Source organism: Pseudarthrobacter sp. NPDC059871 (assembly GCF_042731175.1).
Taxonomy (GTDB): Bacteria; Actinomycetota; Actinomycetes; order Actinomycetales; family Micrococcaceae; genus Arthrobacter.
On the sequence record NZ_JBHWJV010000012.1, the window covers coordinates 161,672 to 187,322 of the forward strand.

General features: G+C 64.4%; 21 protein-coding genes. 5 read left to right on the forward strand and 16 right to left on the reverse strand.

Features of this window, described 5'->3' with window-relative positions; genetic code table 11:
- Nucleotides 1–3 precede the first annotated feature (3 nt).
- The 8 genes from ACFV4R_RS16770 to ACFV4R_RS16805 are packed head-to-tail and all read right to left on the reverse strand — an operon-like array spanning nt 4 to nt 9,426.
- A complete protein-coding gene (locus ACFV4R_RS16770) occupies nt 4–1,668 on the reverse strand; it encodes a dipeptide ABC transporter ATP-binding protein (protein WP_377203395.1) in 1,665 nt (554 codons plus the stop codon).
- Nucleotides 1,665–2,576, reverse strand: a complete 912-nt coding sequence (locus tag ACFV4R_RS16775; RefSeq protein ID WP_377203394.1) for an ABC transporter permease — start codon at nt 2,574–2,576, stop codon at nt 1,665–1,667. Before ACFV4R_RS16775 ends, ACFV4R_RS16770 begins: the two co-directional genes overlap by 4 nt.
- Nucleotides 2,573–3,517, reverse strand: coding sequence for an ABC transporter permease (locus ACFV4R_RS16780; RefSeq protein WP_377203393.1), 945 nt, complete (start codon nt 3,515–3,517; stop codon nt 2,573–2,575). Before ACFV4R_RS16780 ends, ACFV4R_RS16775 begins: the two co-directional genes overlap by 4 nt.
- Nucleotides 3,518–3,523: 6 nt before the next feature.
- Nucleotides 3,524–5,161, reverse strand: a complete 1,638-nt coding sequence (locus ACFV4R_RS16785) for an ABC transporter substrate-binding protein (RefSeq protein WP_377203392.1) — start codon at nt 5,159–5,161, stop codon at nt 3,524–3,526.
- Between the two features lie 24 nt (nt 5,162–5,185).
- On the reverse strand, nt 5,186–6,253 hold the full coding sequence (locus ACFV4R_RS16790; RefSeq protein ID WP_377203391.1) for a ketopantoate reductase family protein: 1,068 nt from the start codon (nt 6,251–6,253) through the stop codon (nt 5,186–5,188).
- Nucleotides 6,250–7,080, reverse strand: a complete 831-nt coding sequence (locus ACFV4R_RS16795) for an SDR family NAD(P)-dependent oxidoreductase (RefSeq protein WP_377203390.1) — start codon at nt 7,078–7,080, stop codon at nt 6,250–6,252. Before ACFV4R_RS16795 ends, ACFV4R_RS16790 begins: the two co-directional genes overlap by 4 nt.
- On the reverse strand, nt 7,077–8,021 hold the full coding sequence (locus tag ACFV4R_RS16800; RefSeq protein ID WP_377203389.1) for a polysaccharide deacetylase: 945 nt from the start codon (nt 8,019–8,021) through the stop codon (nt 7,077–7,079). The genes ACFV4R_RS16795 and ACFV4R_RS16800 overlap by 4 nt, the downstream gene beginning before the upstream one ends.
- A 13-nt stretch (nt 8,022–8,034) precedes the next feature.
- Entirely contained in the window at nt 8,035–9,426 is a 1,392-nt protein-coding gene (locus ACFV4R_RS16805) for a M20/M25/M40 family metallo-hydrolase (protein WP_377203388.1), read from the reverse strand.
- A gap of 176 nt (nt 9,427–9,602) precedes the next feature.
- Here ACFV4R_RS16805 and ACFV4R_RS16810 point away from each other — a divergent pair, with 176 nt between their 5' ends.
- Nucleotides 9,603–10,292, forward strand: a complete 690-nt coding sequence (locus ACFV4R_RS16810) for a GntR family transcriptional regulator (protein ID WP_377203387.1) — start codon at nt 9,603–9,605, stop codon at nt 10,290–10,292.
- Between the two features lie 91 nt (nt 10,293–10,383).
- On the opposite strand, the gene ACFV4R_RS16815 is transcribed toward ACFV4R_RS16810, so the two are convergent.
- Nucleotides 10,384–10,938, reverse strand: coding sequence for a helix-turn-helix domain-containing protein (locus ACFV4R_RS16815; RefSeq protein ID WP_377203386.1), 555 nt, complete (start codon nt 10,936–10,938; stop codon nt 10,384–10,386).
- 31 nt (nt 10,939–10,969) lie between these two features.
- Between ACFV4R_RS16815 and ACFV4R_RS16820 the strand changes: the two genes are divergently transcribed.
- Complete coding sequence (locus ACFV4R_RS16820) at nt 10,970–11,929, forward strand: DMT family transporter (protein WP_377203507.1); 960 nt, start codon at nt 10,970–10,972, stop codon at nt 11,927–11,929.
- Between the two features lie 59 nt (nt 11,930–11,988).
- A complete protein-coding gene (locus tag ACFV4R_RS16825; protein ID WP_377203385.1) occupies nt 11,989–13,026 on the forward strand; it encodes an AAA family ATPase in 1,038 nt (345 codons plus the stop codon).
- Between the two features lie 105 nt (nt 13,027–13,131).
- Here ACFV4R_RS16825 and ACFV4R_RS16830 read toward each other — a convergent pair whose 3' ends face one another.
- Nucleotides 13,132–13,617, reverse strand: a complete 486-nt coding sequence (locus tag ACFV4R_RS16830) for a DUF3592 domain-containing protein (RefSeq protein WP_377203384.1) — start codon at nt 13,615–13,617, stop codon at nt 13,132–13,134.
- 977 nt (nt 13,618–14,594) lie between these two features.
- Nucleotides 14,595–15,197 (reverse strand): TetR-like C-terminal domain-containing protein, encoded by a 603-nt coding sequence (locus ACFV4R_RS16835; protein WP_377203383.1) that lies wholly within the window; start codon nt 15,195–15,197, stop codon nt 14,595–14,597.
- 74 nt (nt 15,198–15,271) lie between these two features.
- On the opposite strand from ACFV4R_RS16835, the gene ACFV4R_RS16840 reads away from it, so the two are divergent.
- A complete protein-coding gene (locus tag ACFV4R_RS16840; protein WP_377203382.1) occupies nt 15,272–15,802 on the forward strand; it encodes a DUF4188 domain-containing protein in 531 nt (176 codons plus the stop codon).
- 175 nt (nt 15,803–15,977) lie between these two features.
- On the opposite strand, the gene ACFV4R_RS16845 is transcribed toward ACFV4R_RS16840, so the two are convergent.
- The 5 genes from ACFV4R_RS16845 to ACFV4R_RS16865 form a co-directional block, all read right to left on the reverse strand.
- The gene (locus ACFV4R_RS16845) at nt 15,978–19,439 is read right to left on the reverse strand and encodes a discoidin domain-containing protein (protein ID WP_377203381.1); all 3,462 of its coding nucleotides are present in this window, start codon (nt 19,437–19,439) and stop codon (nt 15,978–15,980) included.
- 244 nt (nt 19,440–19,683) lie between these two features.
- Nucleotides 19,684–20,742 (reverse strand): NAD(P)-dependent alcohol dehydrogenase, encoded by a 1,059-nt coding sequence (locus tag ACFV4R_RS16850; RefSeq protein WP_377203380.1) that lies wholly within the window; start codon nt 20,740–20,742, stop codon nt 19,684–19,686.
- Nucleotides 20,743–20,782: 40 nt separating this feature from the next.
- Nucleotides 20,783–21,712, reverse strand: coding sequence for a carbohydrate ABC transporter permease (locus ACFV4R_RS16855; RefSeq protein WP_377203379.1), 930 nt, complete (start codon nt 21,710–21,712; stop codon nt 20,783–20,785).
- Nucleotides 21,709–22,677 carry a carbohydrate ABC transporter permease gene (locus ACFV4R_RS16860; protein ID WP_377203378.1) on the reverse strand — a complete coding sequence of 323 codons (969 nt, stop codon included), beginning with the start codon at nt 22,675–22,677 and terminating at the stop codon, nt 21,709–21,711. Before ACFV4R_RS16860 ends, ACFV4R_RS16855 begins: the two co-directional genes overlap by 4 nt.
- Before the next feature lie 20 nt (nt 22,678–22,697).
- Complete coding sequence (locus ACFV4R_RS16865) at nt 22,698–24,050, reverse strand: ABC transporter substrate-binding protein (RefSeq protein ID WP_377203377.1); 1,353 nt, start codon at nt 24,048–24,050, stop codon at nt 22,698–22,700.
- Nucleotides 24,051–24,324: 274 nt separating this feature from the next.
- Between ACFV4R_RS16865 and ACFV4R_RS16870 the strand changes: the two genes are divergently transcribed.
- Nucleotides 24,325–25,248: an AraC family transcriptional regulator gene (locus tag ACFV4R_RS16870; protein ID WP_377203376.1), complete on the forward strand. Its 924-nt coding sequence runs from the start codon at nt 24,325–24,327 to the stop codon at nt 25,246–25,248.
- Nucleotides 25,249–25,651: the final 403 nt, after the last annotated feature.

The window sequence follows — 25,651 nt, forward strand, 5'->3', positions numbered from 1 at the left end:
GTGTCAGGCCGTTACGCGGCGGCCGGGGATAGCCTCAATCAGCCGTTGCGTGTAGTCGTGAAGCGGCTGGTTGAATACCTGCTCCGCCGGCCCGGATTGGACGATTCTTCCGGCCTGCATCACGGCAACATCGTCGGAGATGGCCTCCACGACGCTGAGGTCATGGGAGATAAACAGGTAGCTGAGCTGCAGTTCCTGCTGAAGTGTTGCCAGGAGCTCGAGGATCTGTGCCTGCACGGAGACATCCAGGGCCGAGATCGGCTCGTCGCAGACCACCAGCTCCGGCTTCAGCGCCAGCGCACGGGCGATTGCGACACGCTGCCGCTGCCCTCCGGACAGTTCCTGCGGCCAGCGCGAGGCGTAGGACGACGGCAGCCCAACCTGGTCCAGCAGCTCACGCGAGCGGGCCGCGCGGTTGGCCGCAGTGCCGATTCCGAAGGATTTCAGTGGCTCTTCGATAATCCGCTGCAACGACCACCGGGGATTCAACGAGCTGTAGGGGTTTTGCTGGATCAGCTGGAAACGTTGCCGCAGCTCCCGCAACTTTCCCCGCTGCAGGCCGGTAACGTCCACACCATCGAACTCCACCGACCCCGCCGTTGGCTTCTCCAGTGCCATGACCAGCCGCGCCGTGGTGGATTTTCCCGACCCCGACTCGCCGACGATTGAAAAGGTGCTGCCCCTCCGGATGCCGAAGGACACATCATCCACCGCCCGGAACCGAAACCGCCCGCCGTCGGGTCCGCGGCTGGTGAACTCTTTCACCAGCCCCTTGGCATTAACCAGCGGAATTCGGGATTCAGCGGCGGCCGGAATCACCGGCCGCCGGACACGGGCTGGACCTGCACCGTGCCTGGATGGCGCAGCCGCCAGCAAGGCACGGGTGTAGTCATGGCTTGGCGCCGCAAGGACCCGGGCCGTGGGCCCCTGCTCCACAATGCGGCCTTTGGACATCACCACCAGGTGGTCAGAGCGCTCCGCCGCAACGGCAAGGTCATGGGTGACCAAAACCACGGAGGTTCCATGCTGCCGTCGGAGCACATCGAGCCTGTCCAGGATCTGCCGCTGGACAGTAACGTCAAGGGCGCTGGTGGGCTCGTCCGCAATGATGAGCTCGGGGTTGCAGGACCAGGCCATCCCAATCAGCACGCGTTGCCGCATGCCGCCCGAAAACTCGTGGGGGTACTGGCGGGCGCGCCGTTCCGGATCGTCCACGCCGGCTGCATCCAGGATGCCCACCGCCTTCTCGGCTGCCTGCTTTCTGGTGGCCAGGCCGTGCACGCGCAGAGCCTCCGCGATCTGGTGGCCGATCCGTTGGGTGGGATCGAGGGACACGGTGGGGTCCTGCGGGATGAGCGCGAAGGACCGTCCCCTGCGGCTGCGCAGCGCCGCAGGGGACATCCCTACGACCTCTTCCCCCTTGAACCGGATGCTGCCTGAGGCAACCACCGCATTTCCTGGCAAGAGCCCCATAGCCGCGAGCGCCGTCGTGCTCTTCCCGGAGCCCGACTCGCCCACCACGGCCACTACTTGGCCGTGATAGACATCGAAACTGGCATCCTTGACGGCGGGCTTGTCCGGTCCATAGTTGACGGTCAGGTTCCGGACGGCCAGTACGGGTGCCGCCGCGGCGCCATCCGTTGTGGCCGTTTGCTCAAGGCTGGTCATGATTTTCCTTTGGGTTTGTCGCCCCATGCCTGGAGGCTTTGCGAGATGCGGTTGATGGACAGGACCACCGCCACCACCACCAGGCCCGGGATGCTGACCAGCCACCAGGAAGTGGCCATATAGTCCCGTCCAGTGGACATCAGCGCGCCCCACTCGGGGGCGGGCGGCGGTTCCCCGTACCCGAGGAAGCTGAGCCCCGCGATGGAGAGCAGGGCAGTACCGAACTCGATGGTGGCGAGCACTACCACCGGCCCGCGGGCTGCCGGCAGAACGTGGCTGAACATGATGGACCACCACCGGGCACCACCCGCCCTGGCCGCCTCAACGTACGGTGCCACCAGGGCTTTGAGGACTGCACTTCGCATTGTCCTGGTGACGCTGCCGATGCCGGCGATGCCCACTGCCACGGCCACCACCAGTGTTCCCCTGCCCAACACAGTGATGATTGCCATGGACAGCAGGATGCTGGGGACGGCAAGCATCACGTCGGTCAGGCGCATGACGGCATCATCCAGCCACCCCCCTGCGTAACCGGCCACCAGTCCCAGCAGGGTGCCTGCCACCAAAGCAAGCAGGACCGCTATGGCGGCACCCGTCAGGGAAAGAGACGTCCCGTGGACCACCCTGCTGTACAGGTCCCTGCCGGTCTGGTCCGTTCCAAAGGGGTGTTCCCCGCTGGGCGGGAGAAGCTTGTCCGCTCCTGTGCCAAGGAGCGGATTATGGCTGGTGAACAACGCCGGGAACACGGCCCAGAGGACAATCACGGCCAGCACCAGGATGGACAGCCAGAGGAAAACGCTGCGCAAGGCGGGCCGCCAGGGCAGGCGTGGTGCCTTCACCGGCGCTGCGTTGCCATTGGGGCCGGAGGCCACCTGCCCGGCGGGCCGGTTATCGAGGAAGGTGCTCATGAGGCCTCCTGGTGAAGTTTGATCCGTGGGTCGAGCACCGTGTAGAGGATGTCCACTGCCAGGCTCACCACAACGAAGATCAGCGCTGCCAGCAACACGACGCCCTGGACAACGGGGATGTCCTTCTGGCCAACGGCAACAGCGGCCACCTGGCCGAGTCCGTTCCGTGAGAAGACGGTCTCCGTCAGGACGGAGCCCCCCAGCAGGCCCGCCACCATTACTCCCACCGTGGTCAGCGCGGGCAGTGATGCGTTGCGCAGGCCGTGGGCAAACAGTATTCGCAAAGGGCCTACCCCCTTGGCCCGCAGGACGTCGGCGTAGGGCTCACGGATGGTGGCGCTGAGGCTCTTGTTCAGGACCTGGGCGGTGGCGGCAGAAATGGGCACTGCCAGAGTGACGGTGGGCAGGACCAGGGTGGCGGCGGTCCGCTCACCGAAGGCCGGGAACCAGCCAAGCTGGAAGGAGAAGATCTGGAGGAGCATGAGGCCCACCCAGAAAGTGGGCAGCGAAACACCGAGCGGCGGCAGGGTGAGCAGGAACCCACGGACCAATCCGGAGCGCGTGAGGTTTGCCAGCACAGCGATGGCGACGCCGGCCGCTACCCCCAGCGCCAGGGATGCGGCCGCCAGCGCAATGGTTTTGGGTGCTGCCTCGCCAAGGATCTGGGTGACACCCACGCCGTTGCTGTAGGCCTGGCCAAGGTCCAGGTGGAGGGCGCGCCACAACTGGTCGCCGTACTGGACCAGGAAGGGCTGGTCCGTTCCCATGGTGTGGCGCAGTTCGGCAAGTTCGGCGGGCGTCAGCGATGCCATCTGCTCGGTGCCCAGCATGAGGGCCACCGGGTCTCCGGGCAGGACGAACAGCACGGTGAAGGACAGGGTGAACGCGGCCCACAGCACAAGGAGTGCGTGGGCCACGCGCTTGGTGAGGAACCTGAGCATTGCCGGCTACTCCACGAAACCGGCGTCGTAGAAAGTGACCACGGAGAAGGAATCGAAGGAGAGTCCGGTCACGTCCGGCGACACCCCAAGGACCTGCACCAGTTGCGCCAGCGGGAAGGACCAGTTGCGTTCAATCAGCTGGTCCTGGATCTTGCCGGCGATCGCTGCGCGCTGGCCGGTGTCAGTTGTTTCGCGCTGCTGCTGGAGCAAGGCCTGGATCTCCGCGTTGCCGGCAGTCCCGTCCTTGGCAAAGGTGGAGTTGTTCAGGCTCTGGCCGAAAACCGTGCGGAGGATGTCCGCGTCAGGCCGGGAAAAGGACGCCTGCACCAGGTCTGTCTTGCCGGAACGCATCTCGGTGGAGAAGACGGCGGCCGTCACTTGGTTCAGGACCAAGTCGATGCCCACTGCGCGCAACTGCTGCTGCAGGTACTCGTAGACGTTGGTCTGGTAGAAGTACAGGACGCTGAGGGACAGGCGTTTGCCGTCCTTTTCCCGGATGCCGTCTGCTCCGGTCTTCCAGCCGTTGTCCTCGAGCAGCTTTTTGGCGCCTTCCGGGTCGGCGGCGAGTTCCGCCGACAGGTCCTTGAAGCCGGGCGTCGTTTCACCCAGGACGCTCTTGGCCACGCCGTAGGAAGGCGAGAGGACCACGTTGCTGATATCTTCGCGGTCGATAGCCAGCTGCAGCGCCTCCCGGATGGTGCCGTCGGCGATGAGGCCGGTTCCCGAGAGGTTGGCCGAGACGGCCGTCAGCACTCCAGGGTTGACGCGGGAGGCGATGGTGAACCCCCCACCGGAGAGGCTTGCCTCATCCTGGGACTGGATGGTGGTTGCCACGTCAACCTGCCCCGACTTCAGGCTGCCGCTGCGGACGCTGGGCTCGGCGCTGACGGTGTAGGTCACCGAGTCAAGGTAGGGGGCGCCCTGGTGCGCGGCGCCGGCCGGTGCCCAGTTGTAGTCCTTGCGTCCGGTGATCCTGGCATTTTCACCAGGGGTGAAGGAGTCCAGCACAAATGGGCCGGAACCAATCAGTCCCTTGCCCAGGCACCTGTCTTCGAACGTGGTGTTGACGGTGGACGGGCTGAGAATGCCCAGCGAGCGGCTGGCGGCCCCGGTGAGGAAAGGTGCGTTGGGGGCCGCGAATTCCACCGTCAGGTGTGTTGCGTCAGCCACTGAGGTGCCTTTGTACCCTGCCAGGAAACCCGCACCTGTGGGGTTCTTGCCGGCGCTGGCGGCCACCTGGTCGAAGAAGGTCTTAACGGCGGTTGCGTCCACGGGGGCTCCGTCGGAGAACGTTGCCCCTTCCCGGAGGACGAAACTGAAGCCGGTGGCGTCGGCGTTCGCGGTCCAGCTTTCAGCGAGCCAGGGCTTGAACTCGCTGGTTTCGGGGTCTTGGAACAGCAGTGAGTCCACCAGCTGGCGTCCAATGACGCCGCTGGCGATGAGGTTGCTCTGGCTGGGGTCGAGGCAAATGGGATCGGCGTCGATAGCAACCTTGAGGTCTCCCCCGGCCTTCGGCGTTGCGGTGGATGCTGCCCCGCCGGAAGACGTTCCGGCAGAGGTACCGCAGCCGGACAGGACCAGTGCGCCGGCAGCTGCCAGTGCGGCGACGGCGGCAGGGAGCCGCCGGGGTGAGGAAATGGTCATGATGTGTTCGCTTTCGGAGGGTGGTTAGCTGGTAAGAGCCGGGGCTTCGGCGAAGCGGCGGCGCAGGCTGTCGAGGTGTGTCCAGGAGAACTGTCCACGCCCGGCGGCCACATCCTGGAGGATGCTGCGGACGGCCGCGTTGAGTTCAGTGGACACGGAATGTTTTGCGGCGAGGTCCGCGTATCCGTCGTCGATGAGGAGCCGCTCTGTAGGCCGATGGCGGACGGCGATGTCGCGGAATCCACCACTGCGGTCCTTCGGCTGGGTGGCCAGCCAGTCGGAGAGGCGGGTGGTTGCGGCGTCGCGGGCCGATCCTGAGGCGGCGTCGCTGAACGCGTAAGGTTCGAAGGCGTCGAAACTTTCCAGGATGATCCCTTCACGGACTGCAACTTCAACGGCTTCCCGGGCGGCCAGGAAGGCGAGGTCCGGATACTTTGCCACCACGTCGGCCAGCGGTGCGTCCACCACGGAAGCCAGCCCCAGGATGGCCGCGAATGAGCGCTTGGCCCAGCGGTAGCCTGCCAGGTTCGCCGTGGACGTGACGGGACCGTAGGCCCGGAAGTCGGACGCGACGTCCAGCACCCGGGTGTCAGGGGCGCCGCCGCCAGGATGTCCTACGGACAGCGCTCCGGGCCCGCCAAAGCTGATGACGCCCGGCTCCAGGTAGTCCGCGAAGATGTTCACGAACGCCCCCAGCACGCGGTGGGGACCTGCCACGGAAGCGATAACCGGCTCATTGTGCCCGTTCTGCAGCGACACGATGAAACCGTTGTGGCTAAGGTGGGCGGCGGCCCACTGCGCGGCGTCGAGGGTGTGCTGGGATTTGGTCGCGATCACGGCCCGTTCGATGGGGCCGCGTCCGGCCGGATAATCGTCCGGCGTGTAGATGTGGGGCACCTGCACGGTGTCCTCACGCCCGTCCGGGAATCTGATGCCCAGGCCCTCGTCCCGGACGGCCTGTACGTGGGAGGCGTCGGTATCGATGAACACTACCGGGTGGCCGGCCTTGAGGAGGGCGTGGCCAACTGTGCCGCCGATGGCCCCCGCTCCGATGATCGTGTAGCCGCGCTTGGTGTGCCGGTGTGATGTCATGGGCTGGTCTCCTCGTGGTTATGGGGTGCTGGGCGGTGTCCGGACTGCCAGCCGGTCTGTTCCTCCCAGTGCTGTGGAAGTGCTGTGGTCCCTGCGGATGAGCCGCCGTCCACCGGGATGACGGCTCCGTGGATCCAGCGCGCTCCCTCACCGAGCAGGAAGTGGACTGCTGCGCCTACGGAGGCGGGCCTGGCTGGTCCCGGCAGGACTGTCCCGGAAAGGAGGTCCGCGTATTCCTCTGTGACCGGGTTTACGGCGCTTTCCACCCGGAAGAAGCCCGGTGATACGGCGTTGACCCGGATGCCGGCGCCGCCCAGTTCGATGGCCGTGGCTTTGGTGACCATAACCAGGGCAGCCTTCGAGGTGGAATAGTGGGCGGCCCCCGGACGTGCCCGATTTGCTGCGCCGGAGGCGATATTTACGACGGCGGCGGGCCGGCCGGCTGCGATGGCCAGGCGTCCCAGTGCTTGAGTTGCGAGCAGCGGGGCCAGGACGTTGACGTTCTGCACCCTGTTCCAGTCCTCCGCCGTCAGGTCGAAGAAGCCGATGGCGGGGTAAATGCCAGCAGCATTAACCAGGCCGTCCACCGGGGCATCAGCCCATGCAGTGGGCACCACTGATGCGGCGAAGCCGGCATCACCCAGGTCTCCGGCGATGGACCGTGTCCTGACGCCATAGGTTGCTGCGAGGTCGCCGAGGTGGCGGCCGAGCTCCTCCTCCTGCAGATCCACGCCCGTGACGTTCCAGCCGTGGGAGGCCAGTTCCTGGGCAATCGCGGCGCCGAGCCCGGACGCGGCGCCGGTGACAACGGCGTGCGGGGCGGTCATACCGGCTGTCCCGCTGCAGCGTAGTCTCCGGCGGAGGCGCTTCCGGCGAGAAGGCCCGGGGCAACATGCCGGGCGATGTCCTCGTGGGTGGCGAACCAGGCGTCCGATTTTTCGCGGATATAGGTGATCAGCTCCTCCAGGATCCCGATACGGGACCGGTGCCCAATCAGGGCCGGATGCATTGTGAGCTGGAAGAGGCCTCCCTCCTGCAGGGCGCCGTCGAACTCTGCTTTCCAGATGCCCAGCACATCGGCAGGGGTTGAATGCGGCCGGACTGCGGCGTACCGGGCGAATCCGAAGTAGGGGGCGTCGTCCCGGATCCATTCCACGGGCAGTTCGATGATCCCGGTGGGGCTCCCTGCGGCGAGGAGTTCGTAGGGCTCGTCGTCGGCCATCAGGGAAGAATCGTAAGTGAAGCCGAGTTGGCGAATGATCTGCAGCGTATTGGGCGAGAAATCCCAGGACGGTGTACGGATCCCCGTGGGCCGCCGCCCGCTGGCCTTTTCCAGCACGTCCAGGCTCCGGCCAGTGAGGTCCAGTTCGTCTTCGTAGGCCAGGAGCGTGTTGCGCTCGTGGATCCAACCGTGCACCCCCACTTCATGGCCGGCGTCGACGAAGTCAGCTATCTGCCCCGGGTACAGCAGGGCCGAGACGGCGGGCACGTAGAACGACGCCGGGACATCGTGTCGGGCGAGCAGGTCCAGGATGCGCCGCTGGCCGGTCCGGGCCCCGTACTGTCCGGTGGACAGTGTCCCCGGTGTAGTGGCGGCATCCCGGAGTGCGGGGGTTTCGTGGTCGGCGTCGAAGCTTATGCCCACGGCCACCTGCGCGCCGCCGGGCCATCGGGCAGGGGTGAGGCTTTGCCCGGCGCGGACGTGCTCAACCAGAGGGCGCCAGACGGCTTCCGGCCACTGCCAGGGTTCTGTTGTTGGAAGGGTCATTGGAGTATTCCTGTCAGGGTTTTGTGTTTTTAGCGCTGGAACCGGCGGAGGCCAGTATCTTGCCTTCTCGCCCGGGCGCCAGGAAGGCGAGCGTGGCGTGCTCAAGCGCCGCCACCGTGCGGAGCAGGCTGGTGACATCGATGTGTTCGTTCGCGCCGTGGAAGAGGGACCGGTACTTGCCGATGCCCCACTCGGGTTCGAACAGGGCGAAGCCGTAGGCGTTGCCGCCCCGCTGCCGGATGAACCGGGCATCGGTGCCGCCGCCGGTGAGGACCGGAACGGTGTCTGCTCCGGGAAACTGGTGGCGGACGGCGTCGGACAGCGCGCGGTACAACCGGCTGTCCTCGGAGGACGGGAGTTGCGGTGGCCAGAATCCCAGCCGTTCAATGGTCAGTTCCGGAGCGAGGTCGCCCAGCGCCGCCGCGAGTTCCGCGTCAACATCCTCTTCTGTTTGTCCGGGCAGGACCCTGATATCCAGGTGCAGGGTCCCTTCTCCCGGAATGACGTTGGCCTTGCCGCCGGCGTGAAGGACATTGGGCGAGATGGTCAGGTGGGTTACGGCGTGGGCGAACCTGACAGCGTCCGCGAAGGAGCCGAGGGCGCTGCCAAGGGTGTCCTCATTCAGCAGCGCAGCTTCGGTGGCAGCATCAAATCCATGCGCCCGGACAAAGCGTTCCCACTGACCACCCAGAAGCGGCGCGCCCCTGTGGCGGGCGAGTCGGAGGGTGGCGTCGGCAATGATGACGGCTGCGTTGCGGCTTCCGTATGGCATGGAGCCGTGCCCGGACACTCCGCGGGCAACGATTCTTCGGGGAGCTGACCCTTTCTCCCCCACCGTGATGGTGAGGGTTCGCCTGTCCTTTGATGGCAGGTGGGCGCCGCCGCTTTCCGTCAGCGCATTGCCCCACGGCAGCAAGTCCTCCCGGTTCCGGGAGATCCAGCCCACGCCGAACCTGCTGCCGGCTTCCTCGTCGGCCACGGCGGCGAACACAAGGTCTCCGGCAAGCGGTTCGCCGCGTTCGGCGATGCGCTTTGTGACCACGGCCATCGATGCGGTCAGGTTCAGCATGTCGACGGCGCCGCGCCCCCAGACCGTGCCGTCACGAATGTCCCCGCTGAACGGCGGCCTCTCCCATTCCCTGTCATCGGCCGGGACCACATCCGTGTGTCCAAGGAGTGTCAGCGGTTCGGCGTCGGGATCCGTCCCGGGAACCCGGAAAATCAGGCTGACCCGCCCCGGGTGCGGTTCCACCCATTCGTGCCGGACGCCGGACCCCTCGAAGAAATCCAGCAACGTGCGGGCGTTCCTGATCTCCTGGCCCGAGTCCGGGGTCCCGTCGTTCACGCAGGCGTTGCGGATCAGGCGGGACAGGAGTCCAACGGTTTCAAGGTGTTCGGTGGTCATGGAACACACGATAAGCAGCTATGGATACATATGGATACAGGCGTTACCTAGCGAGTACGTCAGTTACATAAGATGATGACTTATTACAAACTGCGTACGGCAGGATTCGATAGGATCCTTGATTACACAGCAACATGACGCTTACTTGGCCCCGTTGCGCACCCACAGAGGACCCCATGACGACAGAGATGTCCAGCGCTGCGCCCGCCCCGCCCGGAGCAGCAGAATCTTTCACCGGCACACCCGCCGACTGCTACTCCCGCCTGAAGGCCGAGCTCATCGACCACTCGATCAACCGAGGAACAGTCCTCTTGGAAACCGCACTGGCAAAGCGGTACGGGGTGTCCCGAACCCCCGTCCGGGAGGCCCTGACGCGGCTGGAACAAGATGGGCTGCTCGAACGCGTGCCCAGGGGATTCCGGGTCAGGGACTCGTCCTCGGAAGACATCATGGAGTTGTATGAAGCCAGGATTGCCTTGGAATCAGCGGCGGCAGCATCCGCGGCGCTCCGCCGCACGGACCTGGATCTGGCTCGGCTGGCACACCTGGGGGAAGTGCTGGCACAACAGGAGAACGTGCAGGGATTTTCCGCTGCGAGCGCCAGTTGGCACCAGGCGCTGTGGGCTTCTGCGCACAACAAGACGCTGGCGGCGCTCCTGGACCGCGTGATCACGCAAATGCGGCTCTTCGATGACGCCCCTGTAGGCAACGCATGGAGCTTGGAGCACACGGTCGAAGAGCACGAGCTGATTCTCGAAGCCATCCGTGACCACGACCAGGACGGCGCCTCCGAGGCCTTGGCCACGCACCTGGGGCGCACCCGCGATCTGCGCCTTGCTGCGTTGGCTCAGCAGCCCATCCGCTAGGCTGGCCGGGCGCCGGGCGATCCGACCTGGGCGCCCGAGTGAACGTCGGCGGCTTCTGGCCTCGCTCGCCTGACCAGGGGGATGGGGTATGTCAGCTGACGACGACACGAGCGAAGCGTGCCCGGGTGTCGGAAACGTTGGCGTAGGCGTACTGCTGCGAAGTGGGGAAAGCGAGGTGATCACCTGCATGAAGGTCGGTGACGCCGCCTTCCTGCTCGACGCGGACTGATCCCTCGGAGACGAGGAGCATCTCCGACCATCCCACGGGATCGGGCTCTGCGTCGTAGCGATCGCCTGGTTCGAGCGTCCAGGCCCACAGTTGCGCATCCTTGGCGGCGGGAACGGATGCCAGAAGCACTGCGACACTGCCCGCCTGATTTCCCCGCCATGCAACTTCGCTGATATCTGCATGGGGTGCCGCAGGTGCAGCCACGAGGTCGACGAAGGTGACACCCAACGCATCGGCAAGATGATCGAGACCAGTCAGGCTGATGTTTGCCTCACCCGCCTCAAGCTTGACGACAGTGCGGCGGCTGATGCCGGCACGGTCTGCCAGCGCAAGCTGGCTTAGATGGGCCGCCGCCCGATAGTGCCGAACATTCTCGCTGACGTGCGCCAGGACTCCGGCCGTTTCCTCATGTTGCATGTGCACCATTCTGCACCATACAGTGAGCATTATGTTGCACAACCGCACGCCGTGGCGTTTACTCTCCAAGCAAGAAGCCGCACTCGTCCTCATTACTGCCGTGTGGGGGGCAACCTTCCTCATTGTGCACATCGCGGTGCAACACAGCGGACCATGGTTCTTCGTCGGCATCCGGTTCCTGACGGCCGCTGTTATCAGCGTGCTGGTGTTCGCACGCAGCCTCCGTGGCATCACACTGAAGGAGATCGCGGCAGGCTCCGCTATAGGTGTGATGATCTTCCTGGGATATGGACTCCAGACTGTTGGCCTTCAAACGATCAACAGCAGCACTTCAGCCTTCATCACAGCCCTCTACGTTCCCCTGGTTCCCCTGCTTCAGTGGCTGGTTTTCAGGAAGCCGCCACGGGTTCTGACATGGATCGGCGTAGGACTTGCCTTCGTCGGTCTCGTTCTTCTCGCTGATCCCGGGAACGCCGGCCTCGCCCTGGGCCCCGGAGAGATCGCTACCGTCGTCAGCACCCTTCCAATCGCAGCGGAGATCATTCTCATCGGCTGGTTTGCCGGCAAAGTGAACCTCGGCCGGGTGACAGTGGTGCAGCTGCTTGTCGCCGGGCTGCTCGGCTTCGTGACCATGCCCATCGTAGGAGAGGGGTTGCCGCCCTTCTCCTGGCCATTGGTTGTCGCCGCGATCGCACTGGGAGTGGCAAGCTGCCTTATCCAGCTCACCATGAACTGGGCCCAGAAATCAGTCTCACCAACGCGGGCCACGATCATCTATGCCGGCGAGCCGGTTTGGGCAGCGATCATCGGCCGGGCAGCCGGCGACCGGCTTCCCCCGATCGCAATCGCCGGAGCCATATTCATCGTCGCTGGCTCCCTCGTCAGCGAACTAAAGCCCGCGAAGCGCACCACATCCATGCCCTCCACCGAACCACCACAGAGTCCGGACTCGTCGGTCGGCCCACTCCCCCAACTCGAGCGAACGGACTGACTCCGCTGGGAGCTACAAACACGACCTCCTAGGCGGCTCATCGGGTCTACAGTTGATGCATGGCTCTCAGCCGCAATCCGCTCGACGACCTGCGCGAAACCATCGGCCACCTGACCGATCAGCTCAAGCTGCCCGGTTCGGAACGCGTCGACGACCTGATGGGTGACCTTATGGGCGCCAAACCTGGGCCGGCCCGTCCGCTGGCCGAACTGCAGGCCGAGCTCGACGCGCTGGTCGGACTGGAGACCGTGAAGGAGCAGGTGCGGGCCCTCGTCGCGCTGCTCCAGGTCCAGGCCCGCCGTAAGGCGCACGGCCTGCCTGAGGTGGCCACCTCCCAGCATCTGGTGTTCCTGGGAAATCCGGGCACGGGCAAAACCACCGTGGCGAGGCTCCTGGCCGAGATGTACCGGGCCGTCGGGCTGTTGCAGAAAGGCCATCTGGTCGAGGTGGACCGTTCGGGCCTGATCGGGCAGTACGTCGGCCAGACCGCCATCAAGACAGACCGGGTGATCCGGCGTGCGCTTGACGGAGTCCTGTTCATCGACGAGGCCTACGCGCTGGCGCCGGAAGACGGCCGGATGGACTTCGGTCCCGAGGCGATCGAGGTCCTGCTCAAACGGATGGAAGACCACCGCCACCGCCTGGTGGTGATCGTGGCCGGGTACCCGCGGCTCATGGAGTCCTTCCTTCTCTCCAACCCCGGCCTGCGCTCCCGTTTCGCCCGGGAAATCACGTTCCCCGACTACTCCGTCGACGCACTCCAGACGATCTTCCACCAGATGCTGGCAACGCACGAATATATTCTGGAGCCGGGCGCAGACCAGATGCTGGGCCGCATCTTCACCGGACTCCACGCGGGCGAGGACTCCGGCAACGCACGGTTCGCCCGAACATTGTTCGAACAGTCCATAAACCGCCAGGCGCTGCGGTTATCGCTCGACGGGGAACAGAGCCTCGACTCGCTCGATCGTGAGGCCGTCATGACACTCACCACGGACGACATCGTCGAGGCAGCGCTGGCACTGGGTGAGGAACCGGAGCCGGAGCCTGCGCCGGAACCGGAGCGGCCACGCTGGTGGCGCTGGCTGCTGGCCTGACCACGTCGGTTAGCTGTTAGGTGAGGCGATGCCGACCACAGAAAGGGTCATAGTGCCGGGCCTCAAGGGGGCGGCCAGGCACCCGGCCCAAACGCCGGCGAAAGGCTAGGAGGTTCGCTGGTTGCGGTTCTTCCGGAATCCCTTGATGATGAGGACCAAGCCAAGGGGAACGGTGAATATCAGCAGGAAGAGGGCACCGATGCCGCGGAGGGAAACGCCGCTGCTGTCGTAGCCCACAACGACGGCCTCGACGGGATTCGATTCACTGTAGATCACGGTGACCTCCCCACCGACTGCGGGGTGCTGGTCGTGGTCCACCGAAGCAAAGGTCGAGTAACGAGTGCCGTCAGCCGCCATGTATTCCACAGTTATTTTCCGGTTCGACGCCTTCCGGACGTCGTCGAAGTCCACAATGGAGCCCGTGGCATGAAGGCCGGTGCGCGCGAGCTCCTCATCTGAATCGGTCATCGAGGAGCCAATCCCGATCAGCACTGGTCCTGTCAGCAGCAATATCGCGACGAACGCGATGCCTCCAAGTCGGGCCCAGAAGGTCTGGCGTTTTGGCGGTACGACGGTATCTGGGGAACTCACGGCGTCCATTCTTCCTGATCGTGAGGGATACGACGGCCACAGGGCCAGCCTCACATGACGGGCGCCTCCCGGCTATCCCGACGTGGGCACTTTGCGCATTGCACGCTACTTCCGCGTCATAGTGACCCTTGCACTGTGTCCGCCATCAGCGCTGTCACCCACGCAAATCTGGGTCGTGCTGTTGCTGTCGCGGTTCGTCATGCAGGTCCCGTCACCAGATCCTTCGAACTCGTCGATGCTCTGACCAAGGCGTGACGCAACTTCGTCAACGGTTACTTCGTGATCAACCGCCCACGCAGCTTCCAGTCTGAGGCAGTGGGTGTCGATGGAAAGGCAACCGGGGTCAACCTTTCGCTGAAACCGATACGTTTCAGTCCAGCCGTCCCCCGGTAGGTTGTCCGCTGCAGCGCTCATGGCCGCTGCCTTCTCGGCCTGGCTTCCGCCACCTCCATTGATCTCAGTCACCAAGGCGGAGCAGCCGGCAAACAGGAGGATTCCGCAGATCGTCAGGAGCACAACGATGCTTCCAAGGATCCATCCCGTCCTACTGTTCTTGTTTTTCCCGGGTGGAGGAGGAGCCCAATGCTGGGGATATGGTCTTGGGTTCTGTGCGTAGTGCTGCTGGGGCGGATAGGGAGGTTGATGCGGGTACCCCGGGCCCGTATGTTTCTGCGGCTCCATACCGCTTCCCCCAATATTCTTGTGCCCGGTTCTTGAAAGTTGACCGCGCGTTTCCCTGTTCGTGTCTTTCCGAGACGATCATGCCATGTCGCGCCCGCACCCTTGGAACAGGGCGGCGGAAGAACCTCGTGAAGACCCGCGGACTCCAATCAAACGTCCAAAATGCAGGACGGGCGGCGGCCCAACATTCCGGCCCACTTCATCCAGGACGGGATGCGAGCAGAATCGGCCGGCGTCTGTCCCAGGATCAGGAGTACAGCCGTTGATCAGTCCGGCGGAGTCGTGCAGCAGAGCCCTTAGCCCATCGACGGGTTGGAAGCCACCGGTATGGTCCAGCTGCGCGCTATTGCTTCGAGGGCGGCGTCGTAAGCGGCGTCCCAGTCCATGCCGGGTGGTCCAACCTGCGCGAGTTCCAGGCTCACCAGGCCATGGACCTGCCCCCAAATTGCTGCTGCGATGATCTCCACCGGCGCCGCGAGCCGCCCCTCGGCCGGTTGGGCTGCAGTCACCGCTTCCTTTAAGGGACCCATGGCATCGGTGGTGGCGTCCGGACTCGGCAAACACTCGGCGAAAGAAGCCAGCGCACCGCCGAACATCAGCCGGTACAGTGCCGGATGACTCAGCGCCCAATGCCTGTAGGCGATGCCGAGCCCGCGCAGGCCATCCTTGAGCGCGGCCTCCTGAGAGCTGCCGAACGAGCGGAACCCGTCATCCACCACTGCGGCGAGCAGTTCGGATTTCCCGCCAAACAGTGAGTAAACGGCCGTCGTCGATGTTCCCGCCGCTGCCGCCACGTCCCGCACAGTGATCTTGGCCGGGCCGTTCCGGTCCACCAGGTCAGCCGCCACCGACAGCAGCTCATCACGAAGCGTGCTGGTATGCACCACAGGTCTTGCCATACTCACCACTCTTCCATAACATTGTTTTGTAACCATGTTACAAAACAAATCCCGTTCTCTCCGGAAGGCACGTCATGGGGCAACAGGTTTATCCCGGCCGGTTCACGGCTGACCCAGGCTCGGACTCGGTGACGGTGTTCCTGATCGGAATGCGCGCCAACCGCTGGTGGAAAATCGGCAAGGTCGCCCAAGTCGCTGCGGCCATGCCGCGCATGCTGCGCCATCTCGCCGATAGCCCTGACGCCGGGATGCTCGGGGTTGAACAGTGGTTTGGCCGCACCACCTTGATGGTCAGCTACTGGCAGAGCCCTGAACATCTGCGGAAGTTTGCCGCAGACCGGGACGCCCCGCACCTGGAACCGTGGAGGCGCTTCATGAAGGAACTCTCCGGGACCGGGGATGTCGGTATCTGGCATGAGACATACCAGGTGCCGTCGGCCGGAATTGAGACCATCTACAGCGGAATGCCGCTCTTCGGACTGGCAAAGGCCACCGCGCAGGTCCCAATCGGCAAGGGAACGCACACGGCCAAGCAACGAATGGGCCATTCCGCAGGGTTTGCCGCCAATGACGCTGCAGCCCCACGTGCTCCACTTCCCCGTTGATCAGGTCCCGGGACCGCCCATGACCTGGAAACGCGCCCTGCCACGGATTCTCTGACGGGCAGCCGCCGTTTTTTGAATGTCACTTCGCGGGCGCCGGCGACGTCGCGCAGGGATTCCAGAGACAACGATGCCCCCTCGGAACTCTGCTGGAGGGGGCCTCGTTGCGTCCGGAGTCCTACATACCGGCGGCGAAGCTGCTAACGCACTGCCCTTGGTTCTTGTACACGGGCGAGGGGCTCGTCTTCCAGCCATCGTTCTTGCACGCGTCTTTGCCGGTGGACACCGCCACACGGTAGTCCTTCGTGGTTCCGTCCGGGGCAGTCACGGTGACTACCGCCGTCGGGCTTTCCGCAGTTGCCTGCCGAACCGTCACCTTTGCGTTCGTGTCCAACGGGTAGCCGACGACGGCGGGAGCCGCCGTCGCGGTCAGCGCCCAATAGTCGCTGGTTCCGGGAGTGAAGCCCACCACCGGTGACTGGTTGACGAGGAGCCTGCCGAGGTCCGCGAGCCCGGCGTCAGCCAAACGTGTTCCGGCGATGGCCACGTCAGCCACCTTGGTGTACGAGGCCGTGGTCACGAAGGAAACCCTGACGCCGCGCGTGGTCACCGGATCGAAGGAGACCGTGGTGGGCGAGGTGACCGAGAGGCCAGCCACCGTCCCTGCCGATGTGTCCTTCCATGCGCCGGCTGCATCCTGGTATTGGACCTTGAGGCTTGCTGCAGCCTTCTCAGCAGACGTGACGGTCACCGATGAGACGGTGTAATCGCGGCCGAAGCCGTAGCTCAACGAGTCCCCCGCACGGCCGCCGCTCACCCAGTTGGACCAGCGTGTGGAGGCGTTGGCGTCGCAGGTGTTCTTGGCGGTGTACGAGCCTTCGGTATAAGACGCTGTGGCTGTTGTGGCAGGGTCGTCCCTGCAGATGTTGGCCACAGGAATGTGGTCCACCACAATGACGGTCAGGGTTGCCGGGAGCCCGTTGGCGGTTCCGGAAACTGTCACGCTTCCCGTGGCTTGCAGCGAGGATTCGGCCAGGGAAGACCAATCCCAGCTGGCGGTCAGCGGGTTCCGGGCAGGTCCGTCTGCGATCTGGCCAGGCACAGTAACCGGGGCCCCAGCCTGCACCGATGCCATGGATGAACCAACACCAACAGTCACCGAAACGGGATCGGTAGCAATATAGGCACCCACGGTGATGGTAAGGACAGCATCGAACGTCTGGCCGTACGGGTCCACACCGGAACCGTAAACCGTCACTTTGCCGGCTTTCTGCCAAGAGGCGGGGTCAACCGGCGCCCACGTCACGGCCAGTGGCTTGCCGGGGCCGGCCTCATAAACGGGAGTGACGGTGGCGGGGAGAATGGGAGCTGTCCCCACTGGCGTGCTCATTTCAACCGGCGAGACACCCAGCAGTTTCAGATCGGCGATGTCAGTGAACGCCCATGCTTGATGGGGGCTGGCCAAAGCAGTTGCAGTGGTGCCGGTTGAGGAGGCCAGGGCAACTGATGTCCCAGCTGCTGTCTGGTTGCCCGAAACCTGGAGGGCGATGGCAGCGGCGGCATTCACCAGGGTCCACTGCTTGCCGTTTTCCGTAGTCAGTATCCACTGTGCCGAAGGAGTGGCCTTGGCCTGATCCAACGTCAGGGAAGCAAGCGAAGCCGCCCCGCTCTGGCTGCCGTTCATTACGCCGCCGTTGCCGCTCAGAACCCGCCCGTCCTCGCCGGTGACAACCCACCGGCGGTCGTTGGCGAACTCATCGCCGGAGTTCACTGCCGTAAAGGTCCAGATCTGCGGAGCAACACCCGCGGCGTCCGTGCCCAGATCCTGGATCGATGCGCCGGTGCCGGAACCCGCAGTCAGGTACTTGCCGCTCGCTTCGCCGCTGAGGTGGTAGCTGTGGCCGTCCTGCACAGGTGCGGCGTCGTCCGAAACTCCACTGACGCCGTCGACGACGAACGTCACCACAGACGCGGCAGGAACCTCAAGCGTCGCAGACTTCGCCCCGGCATTCACTGCCACCGGGGCGCCCTTGACCAGGGCGTTCTTTTCGATGTCGTCCAGGGGCGACTTGGTGGTGACCACGGGCGTGACCGTGGCACCGGGCGCGATGCTGCCGAAGCGGCTAAGGTCTATGGTGACCTTTTCCGGCGTCGGGGTGTCATTGAAGTGGACCAGAGTGGCGCCGTTGCCGTCGGCGCGAAGGGCGCTGGCGGTTTTGGGATCGTTGTTCTGGATGAGGAAATCGCCCGGTCGAATGTAGTGCGTGAAGTTCCGGGTGGTGTTGTACTTCTGGTTGGTCAGCACCTTGCACTTGGCGGCGTCCGGGGTGTCGCCGTCGTTGATCCGGCGGTTCGAGTAGCCCTCGCGGCCGGCGTAGTTGCAGTCGAAGTCGACGTAGATGGAGCCCCAGCCCTTGTCTGCCTTCTCCTGTTTGTACGTGTCCTCCACGGGCTGCCAGAACACCCAGGCGTTGGGATCGAGTTCGCGAAGATCGTTGACCATGCGGCTCGCGATGCCCAGGCCGTTGGTGATGTTGGAGCGGTCCCAGCCGCTGGTTGAGTCGCCCAGCGCAGGATTGCCGGTCCAGAAACCGCCGACTTCACTCATCCACAGGGGCTTGTCCGTGGAGGCTGCCAGGTCGCGGACCCGGCGACGGTCGTTGGTGCCATACGTGTGGACGTTGAGCTGCGCCACGGCGTCTTTGGCTTCCTGGCTGTAGCCGTTCCAGTTGGTCATGAACTTAGTGGGGTCGGTCTCGTCCATCGCGGAGATGACGGCGTCCGTGTTCCCCTTCGCCAGCTCGGCTGCGAGCAGTTTGGTCACGCGGTCCTGGGCCGCCGGGTAGATCAGCGCACCCTCCTGCTTCTGCGTGTAGTTGGTGGGTGGCTTTCCGGTGGCGGCGTTGATGTCCGTGCCCCAGTAGCCGGAGTTGGGCTCGTTAAAAGGATCGATGGTGTCTACCGTGATCCCGCTGCCTTTTTCAAGAAGTTCGACGGCGTGGCGCATGTAGGCGGCGAACTTGCCTTCCGCCTCGGGCAGCAGATTCTCGCCCTTGGCCGTGTTGACCTGACCGGACACGTAGCCGCTCCTGGTCATGAACCACGGCGGCGAGTTGCTGAACGCTTCCCAGTGCGTGATCTGCTGGTCCTGGGCCAAGCGCTCTACCCACCAGCGCTGGTTTTGATCGGCGTCGGGGTTGTAGGACGCGGGATCGTCCGGGTTCCAGGCCTTGAGGAATGCGAGTTTGTTGGCTTGGGTCTTATCGACACTTCCGTCCGGGTTGTACAGGTTCGACGCCGGCTGGCCGGGTGACGCTTCAGTGACCGGTTTCCACCAGCCCTCCACAGCGCTGCCATCGTTGAGGTAGCCCTTGACGTCCGAGGCATTGCCGCCGCCCACGTTGTAGCGGGCAATATTGAGGTTCAGGCCGTCCTCACCGAAGACCTTCTGGTAAAGCTCTTCTCGCAGCTCCGGTGAGTATCCCGCAGTCGCATTCGCGAACCAGACGAGGCTGGTGCCCCAGCCTTCAAAAGCTTCACCGCGGCTGGCCGGGTTAGGTGTAATGGTGACGGCAGTTGAGTCTGCTGCCTTTGCTGCAGGGACTGCCGGCAGGAGTGCCAAGCCGGCAGCTGCGGTCACGGCTGCTGCCAAGGCGGCTACCGGCCTTCGGATTCTGTGCGCTGATAACGCCATGGAGGGACCTCATCGTCGGGGTGTCGGGTGCTGTGTGCCGGCGATTCAGCAAGGCCGGGCACCCCGAGACTATGAGCCTGAAGCGGGGGTCACAATGCACTCGAACATGCTCGAACAAGGTTGATCCGAACCGTTCTGGGTGTCTTCGCCCGCCGCCTTGCCATATTCCAAAGTGGCATCAGGAGATGCGCTAACGGCCCGGGTAGACCACGGCTTTGAGCTGGCCGGGCTGCTTGCCTGCTTTGAGTGCCTCCTCGGATTCGGAGAGCGTGAACCTACCTGTGACCAGGATGTCCAGGTCAACTTTTCCGTCGGCGATCAGCTGGATGGCCAGGGGCCAGGTGTTGGTGTAGCGGAACACACCGGAGAGCCAGATCTCCCGGTTCTGGATGAATGAGACGGGCAGTTCCACGTCGTCAGCTCCCAGGCCCACGAGGATTACCCGGCCGGCCGGGGCCACTGCCTTGATTCCGGAACGGACTGCCTGCGGTGCGCCGGACGCATCAATGAACGCATCGACGTCGAGCCCTTCCACGCTGTCCGTTTTCGCGTTGAGCGCATGCGTTGCCCCGTGCTTGAGGGCAAAGTCCAGCCGGTCCTCGGCAATGTCCGAAATGTAGATTTCCGTGGCACCGTAGGCGCGGGCCGCCTGCGCGGCGATGATGCCGATGGGGCCGGCGCCGGCGATCAGGACCCGGCTGCCGGGCTTGATCCCGGCCCGTTCGCACGCCCAGAGTCCGACGGAAAGCGGTTCGATCAGGGCGGCGGCTTCGTCGCTGACGCTGTCCGGGATGTCGTAGGCGAAGTCGGACTGGATGGTCACGTATTCAGCGAAGGCGCCGTCGATGGGCGGGGTGGCGTAGAACTCGATGTCCGGGCAGAGGTTGTAGCGGCCGGCTTTGCACTGTTTGCAGGTGCGGCAGGGGTGCTGGGGTTCGACGGCGACGCGCTTGCCGATGCGTCCGGGGTCAACGGCGCTTCCGACGGCGGCGATCCGGCCCGAAAGTTCATGGCCGAGGATGAGCGGGTGGTCCACCACGTAGGGGCCGATCCGGCCGTGCTCGTAGTAGTGCACGTCGCTGCCGCAGACGCCAACGGCGGCCACCTGCACCAGGACCTGGTCGGCGTCGAGCTCAGGGAGGGGCAGGGTCTCCATGGTCATCTCGCCCTGGCTTTTGAGGATGTTGGCGCGCATGGTGGCAGGCAGTCCGGAGCCGGCGGCAAGTGACTGAGTGGTTGTTGTTGTCATCGAAGTAGTCCTTGAAAGAGTTAGGCGGGGAACCGGCGGGCTATTTGACAGCGCCGAGGGAGAGTCCCTGGACGAGTTTGTCCTGGGCGGCGAAGCCTGCGAAGAGCACCGGCAGGGAGATCACGACGGCGGCCGCGCAGACTTTGGCGAGGAAGAGGCCCTGCCCGGAGACAAAGCCGGTGAGGAACACCGGTGCGGTGCCTGCCACCACGCCGGTGAGGACCCTGGCCAGGAGCAGTTCGTTCCAGCTGAAGATGAAGCAGATCAGGGCGGTGGCGGCGATGCCGGGCATAGCGACGGGGGCGATGATCTTGCGGAGGATGAGCAGGAGGTTGGCGCCGTCGATCTGGGCGGCTTCCAGCATTTCTTCCGGCACTTCGGCGAGGAACGAGCGCATCATCCAGACCGCAATGGGCAGGTTCATGGAGGTGTACATCAGGATCAGGAACCAGATGTTGTCCAAGGCCCCCACTGTCCTGGCGAAGAGGTACAGCGGCAGGATCGCGGCCACCACCGGCATCATTTTGGTGGAGAGGAAGAAGAACATCACGTCGGTCCACTTCTTCACCGGCCGGATGGAGAGCGCGTAGGCGGCCGGGAAGGCCAGGAGCAGCACGAGGACCGTGGACAGGATCGAAGCGGTGGCGGAGTTGATCAGCGACGGCCACGGGCTGACGCCGGAGGTTTCACCGAAGAACTCCCGGTACGCGTCCAGGGTGAGGTTCGCGGCGACGGACGGCGGGTTGGTTGCGGCGTCGGTCTCGGAGTGGAACGAGGTGAGGACCATCCACAGGACCGGGACGGCGAAGAGCAGGGCGAGCAGCCAGGCGGCGATGCCGGCGGCTGTGTTGTTGCGGGTGGGGTCCATCCGGGACTTGCCGCGTCGGCGGCTGCCGGTGGTCAGGGCGGTGGCTGATGTGGAGCGGCCGGCAGGCGTGTTCTGCGGTGCGGCGGGGGTGAGGGTGCTCATCGTGCTGCCTCCTTCTTGAAGAGTGAAAAGACGGTGCGGAGTGCGAAGGTGGCCACGATGATGGTGCCGATGACCACCACGACGCCGGCGGCTGAGGCCAGGCCGTATTCGTTGGCGAAGTAGAACGTCTGGTAGATGGCGTAGGGCAGGTTCGCGGTGCCCAGTCCGCCGGCGGTGAGGGTGAAGACGGCGTCGAAGTTCTGCACGATGTAGATCGCGCCGAGCAGCCCGCCGAGTTCCAGGTACTGGCGCAGGTGGGGCAGGGTCAGGTGGCGGAAGATCGCCCAGGGTGTGGCGCCGTCCATCTGGGCGGCTTCCACGGTGTCCATGGGGCGCGACTGCAGGCCGGCGAGCAGGATGAGCATCATGAAGGGTGTCCACTGCCATACCAGGGAAAGGATCACAGCCATCATCGGCGCCTGTGAGAGCAGGTCCAGTTGCGGTGCCGCCGCGTTTCCGAACAGCGACCAGACCCAGGTCAGGATGCCGTTGATGAGCCCGTAGGTGGGGTTGAGCAGGGCGTGCTTCCAGATGAGGGCCGCGGCGACGGGGACCACCAGGAAAGGGGCGATCAGCAGGGTGCGGGCCAGGCCGCGGCCCATGAACTTCTTATCCAGCAGCAGGGCCAGGCCGAGTCCGATGAGCAGGCTGATGAGCACCACGGAAACGGTGAGGAGGATGGTGGTGAAGATCGCCTGGCGCAGGTCGGGATCGGTGAGGACAGTGACGTAGTTTTCCAGTCCGGCGAAGGCGGTCTTGTCCGGGCTGAGGCTGTTCCAGTTCAGGAACGAGATGATCAGCGTCACCACGAACGGGAGTTGGGTGACGATGATGAGGAAGAGCAGGGCCGGGAGCAGTGGTGCACGCCGTGCCCAGGCCAGGGCGCGTTCACGTGACCTGGCGTTGCGGGATGGTTTGGCTGCGGTGTGTCCCGGGCGGGAGATGCGCGCCGTTGCGGTAGTCATGATGTTCTCCTGCGGTTCGGTTAAGGCTGCTTGTACTTGTCGCCGACCTTTTGGGCGGCCTGCTGGCCCTTTGCCAGCGCGTCAGCCACAGACCCTTGGCCTGCGATGGCGGAGCTCACGCCTTGGGAGACGTTGGTGCCCAGGGCTGCGAATTCGGGGATGCCCACGAACTGGATCCCGACGGCGGGGCGGTCCTGGGCTCCGGGGTTTTTCGGATCGGCGTTCTCGATGGCGAAGCGTTCGGCCTCGAAGAACGGTGCGGCCTTCTGGAACTCGGTGTTTTCGTAGGTGGAGATGCGTTTGCCGGACGGGACCTTGGCCCAGCCCAGCTTGGAAGCTACGAGTTCTTCGTAGTCCTTGGAGCTGGCCCATGCGATGAACTTCTTCGCGGCGTCCTGCTTTTTGGAAGCGGCCTGCATGGCCCAGGACCAGGTCCACAGCCAGCCGGAGGATGTGGTTTCTTTGACCGGAGCCTGGGCATAGCCGATCTTGCCCTTCACCGGAGAGTCCTCTGCTTCGAGGGCGCCGGCGGCCGAGGTCGCGTCGTACCACATTGCGGTCTTGCTCTGGCTCATGTTGTTCAGGCACTCGGTGAACCCGGCCTGCGCGGCGCCTGCTTCACCGTGGTCCCGCACCAGCTTGGTGTAGAACTCCACCGCTTCGGTGAACTCCGGGGAGTTGACTTGGGCGTTCCAGTCTTTGTCGAACCACGTTCCGCCGAAGGTGTTCACTACGGTGGTCAGCGGTGCGAAGACCTGGCCCCAGCCCGGCTGGCCGCGGAGGCAGATGCCCTTCATGCCAGGAGTTGCGCCGTCCACCTTCGCCGCGACGGCGGCCACCTCATCCCAGGTGGGCTTGGCCGGCATGGTCAGGCCCTTGGCGTCCAGGATGTCCTTGCGGTACATCAGGAAGGAGGACTCGCCGTAGAACGGTTCGCCGTAAAGCTTGCCGTCTTCTCCAGTGAGGGACGCGGTGTAGGCGGGCAGGATGTCGTCCTGCTCAAAACCAGGGTCGGCAGCGACGTCGTCCAGCGGGGCGAGCCAGCCATTGGCCGAGTAGAAAGGGATCTCGTAGTTGGACAGCGACGCAACATCGTACTGTCCCGCCTGGCTGGAGAACTCCTGGCTGATCTTGGCCCGGACATCATTCTCCGGCAGGATGGTGTAGTTGACCCGGATTCCGGTTTCCTTGGTGAAGTTCTCTGCGGTAAGCCTCTGCAGGTCCTCCATCTGGGGGTTGTTCACCATCAGGACGCTGATGCTTTTCGGGTCTCCAGCGGAATTGCCTCCGCCGGCACCTGCACAGGCCGAGGCGCTCATGGCCATGCATAGGGCTCCGGCTGACAGGATTACGGCGCGCGTTTTCGGGCGCATAAAGGACTCCTTTGTTCTTCGGGGAGGTGCGGAGCCGAAATGCCTTCACTGCTGCGCAGGGGCGTCGGCTAAACGGGGGCGGTCCACCGGGATGGGATTGGGCCGTTGAAGTACCTCAAGGGTAGGTCCGTGGCACGAGGCACAACTAGCGTCCTGGTTGCCACTTTCTGATACTAATTTTCTTCCGTGCTTGACGTGTATCGCGTTACTGTGAGGAAAGACCTGGGAAAGTGCGTCCAGAATGCATAGGCGCCCGACCGTACGGAGAACCACCATGACCGCCGCGAACACTGCCGATGGAGCCGCCGCCAGGCTGGCCGAGAGGCTGCTTGGCATGCGCGCCAACCGTGAGATAATTCCGCCCGATCCCAAACACTCGGTCCGGTGGGTGGAGCACAGCTATCCCAGTCCCGTGGCACGCTGGAACTACCACCCCGAGTACGAAATCCACCTGATCCGCAAAGGCACAGGCAAGTTCATTGTGGGAGACCACATCGGCACGTTCGAGGCCGGCCATGTGTCCCTCGTCGGATCCGGCCTGCCGCATGATTGGGTCAGCGACCTTGAAGCGGGCGAAGTGCTGGAGAACAGGGACGCTGTGATCCAGTTCGACGGAAAATGGGTGGAACAGACGGCTGAACTGGTCCCTGAGATGGCCGAGGTGAAACCTCTGCTGGAGCAATCCCAACGGGGAATCGAATTTCTGGGACACTCCGCCGCGGCCGCGGGCGCTTCGATCGAGGCGATGGGGGCCAGCGCCGGGCTGGCCCGGCTGGGACACCTGATGGAACTCTTTGTGGTGCTGGCTCGGGCCCCGCAAGAAGAGCGACGCTACCTTGCCGACGAATGGTTCCGGCCTCAGCTAGACGGGCAGGCGGCTGCGGTAGTGGACATTGTCCTTGAGTACGTCTTCAGCAACCATGCTGGCAGCGTGAAGATGTCCGAGGCCGCGGAACTGGTGGGTATGACAGAGCCGACCTTTTCGAAGTACTTCAAACGCGCCACGGGCCAAAATTTCAGCGACCTTGTCAGAAAACTTAGGCTGGCCCATGCCAGGCGGCTCTTGGAGCGCAGCGACAAGGCTATTTCCGAGATCTGCTACGAGGTCGGTTTCTCGAATCTGTCCAACTTCAACAGGCATTTTCTCAACGATGCGGGTGAAACTCCGCGGCAGTTCCGGCAGCGTGTCCACATCTGAAGGATATGCAGCTACAGCGTCGCCCACACAGTTTTGATGGATACACCCAGGCCCTACCGCAAGAGCGTGTTCCCGTCTTCATTGTCACGGGTTCTGCGCCGGAGGAGACTTGACGCAGCGGCATCCCACTCGAGCCGCCCGCGAGGGCCTACGGAGGTTCGTACACCCCCACCTCCGCCGGACGGCGGCCGCACAGGCAGGGTCCCCCCACTGCCGGAGAATGGCGGCATCGCCGCTGGCACATACCTCGTCCCCGCCACCGGCTTCGCGGTGCCTTTCGAGATCACCGTCCAGACGGATGGTCTAGCTGTACTGCCCAGGCAGGTTGGTTAAGCGGCTGATGGGCGGATGGCCTCCGATTGCGGTGTGGGGCCTGTGGTGATTGTAGTGGTGCAGCCATGCC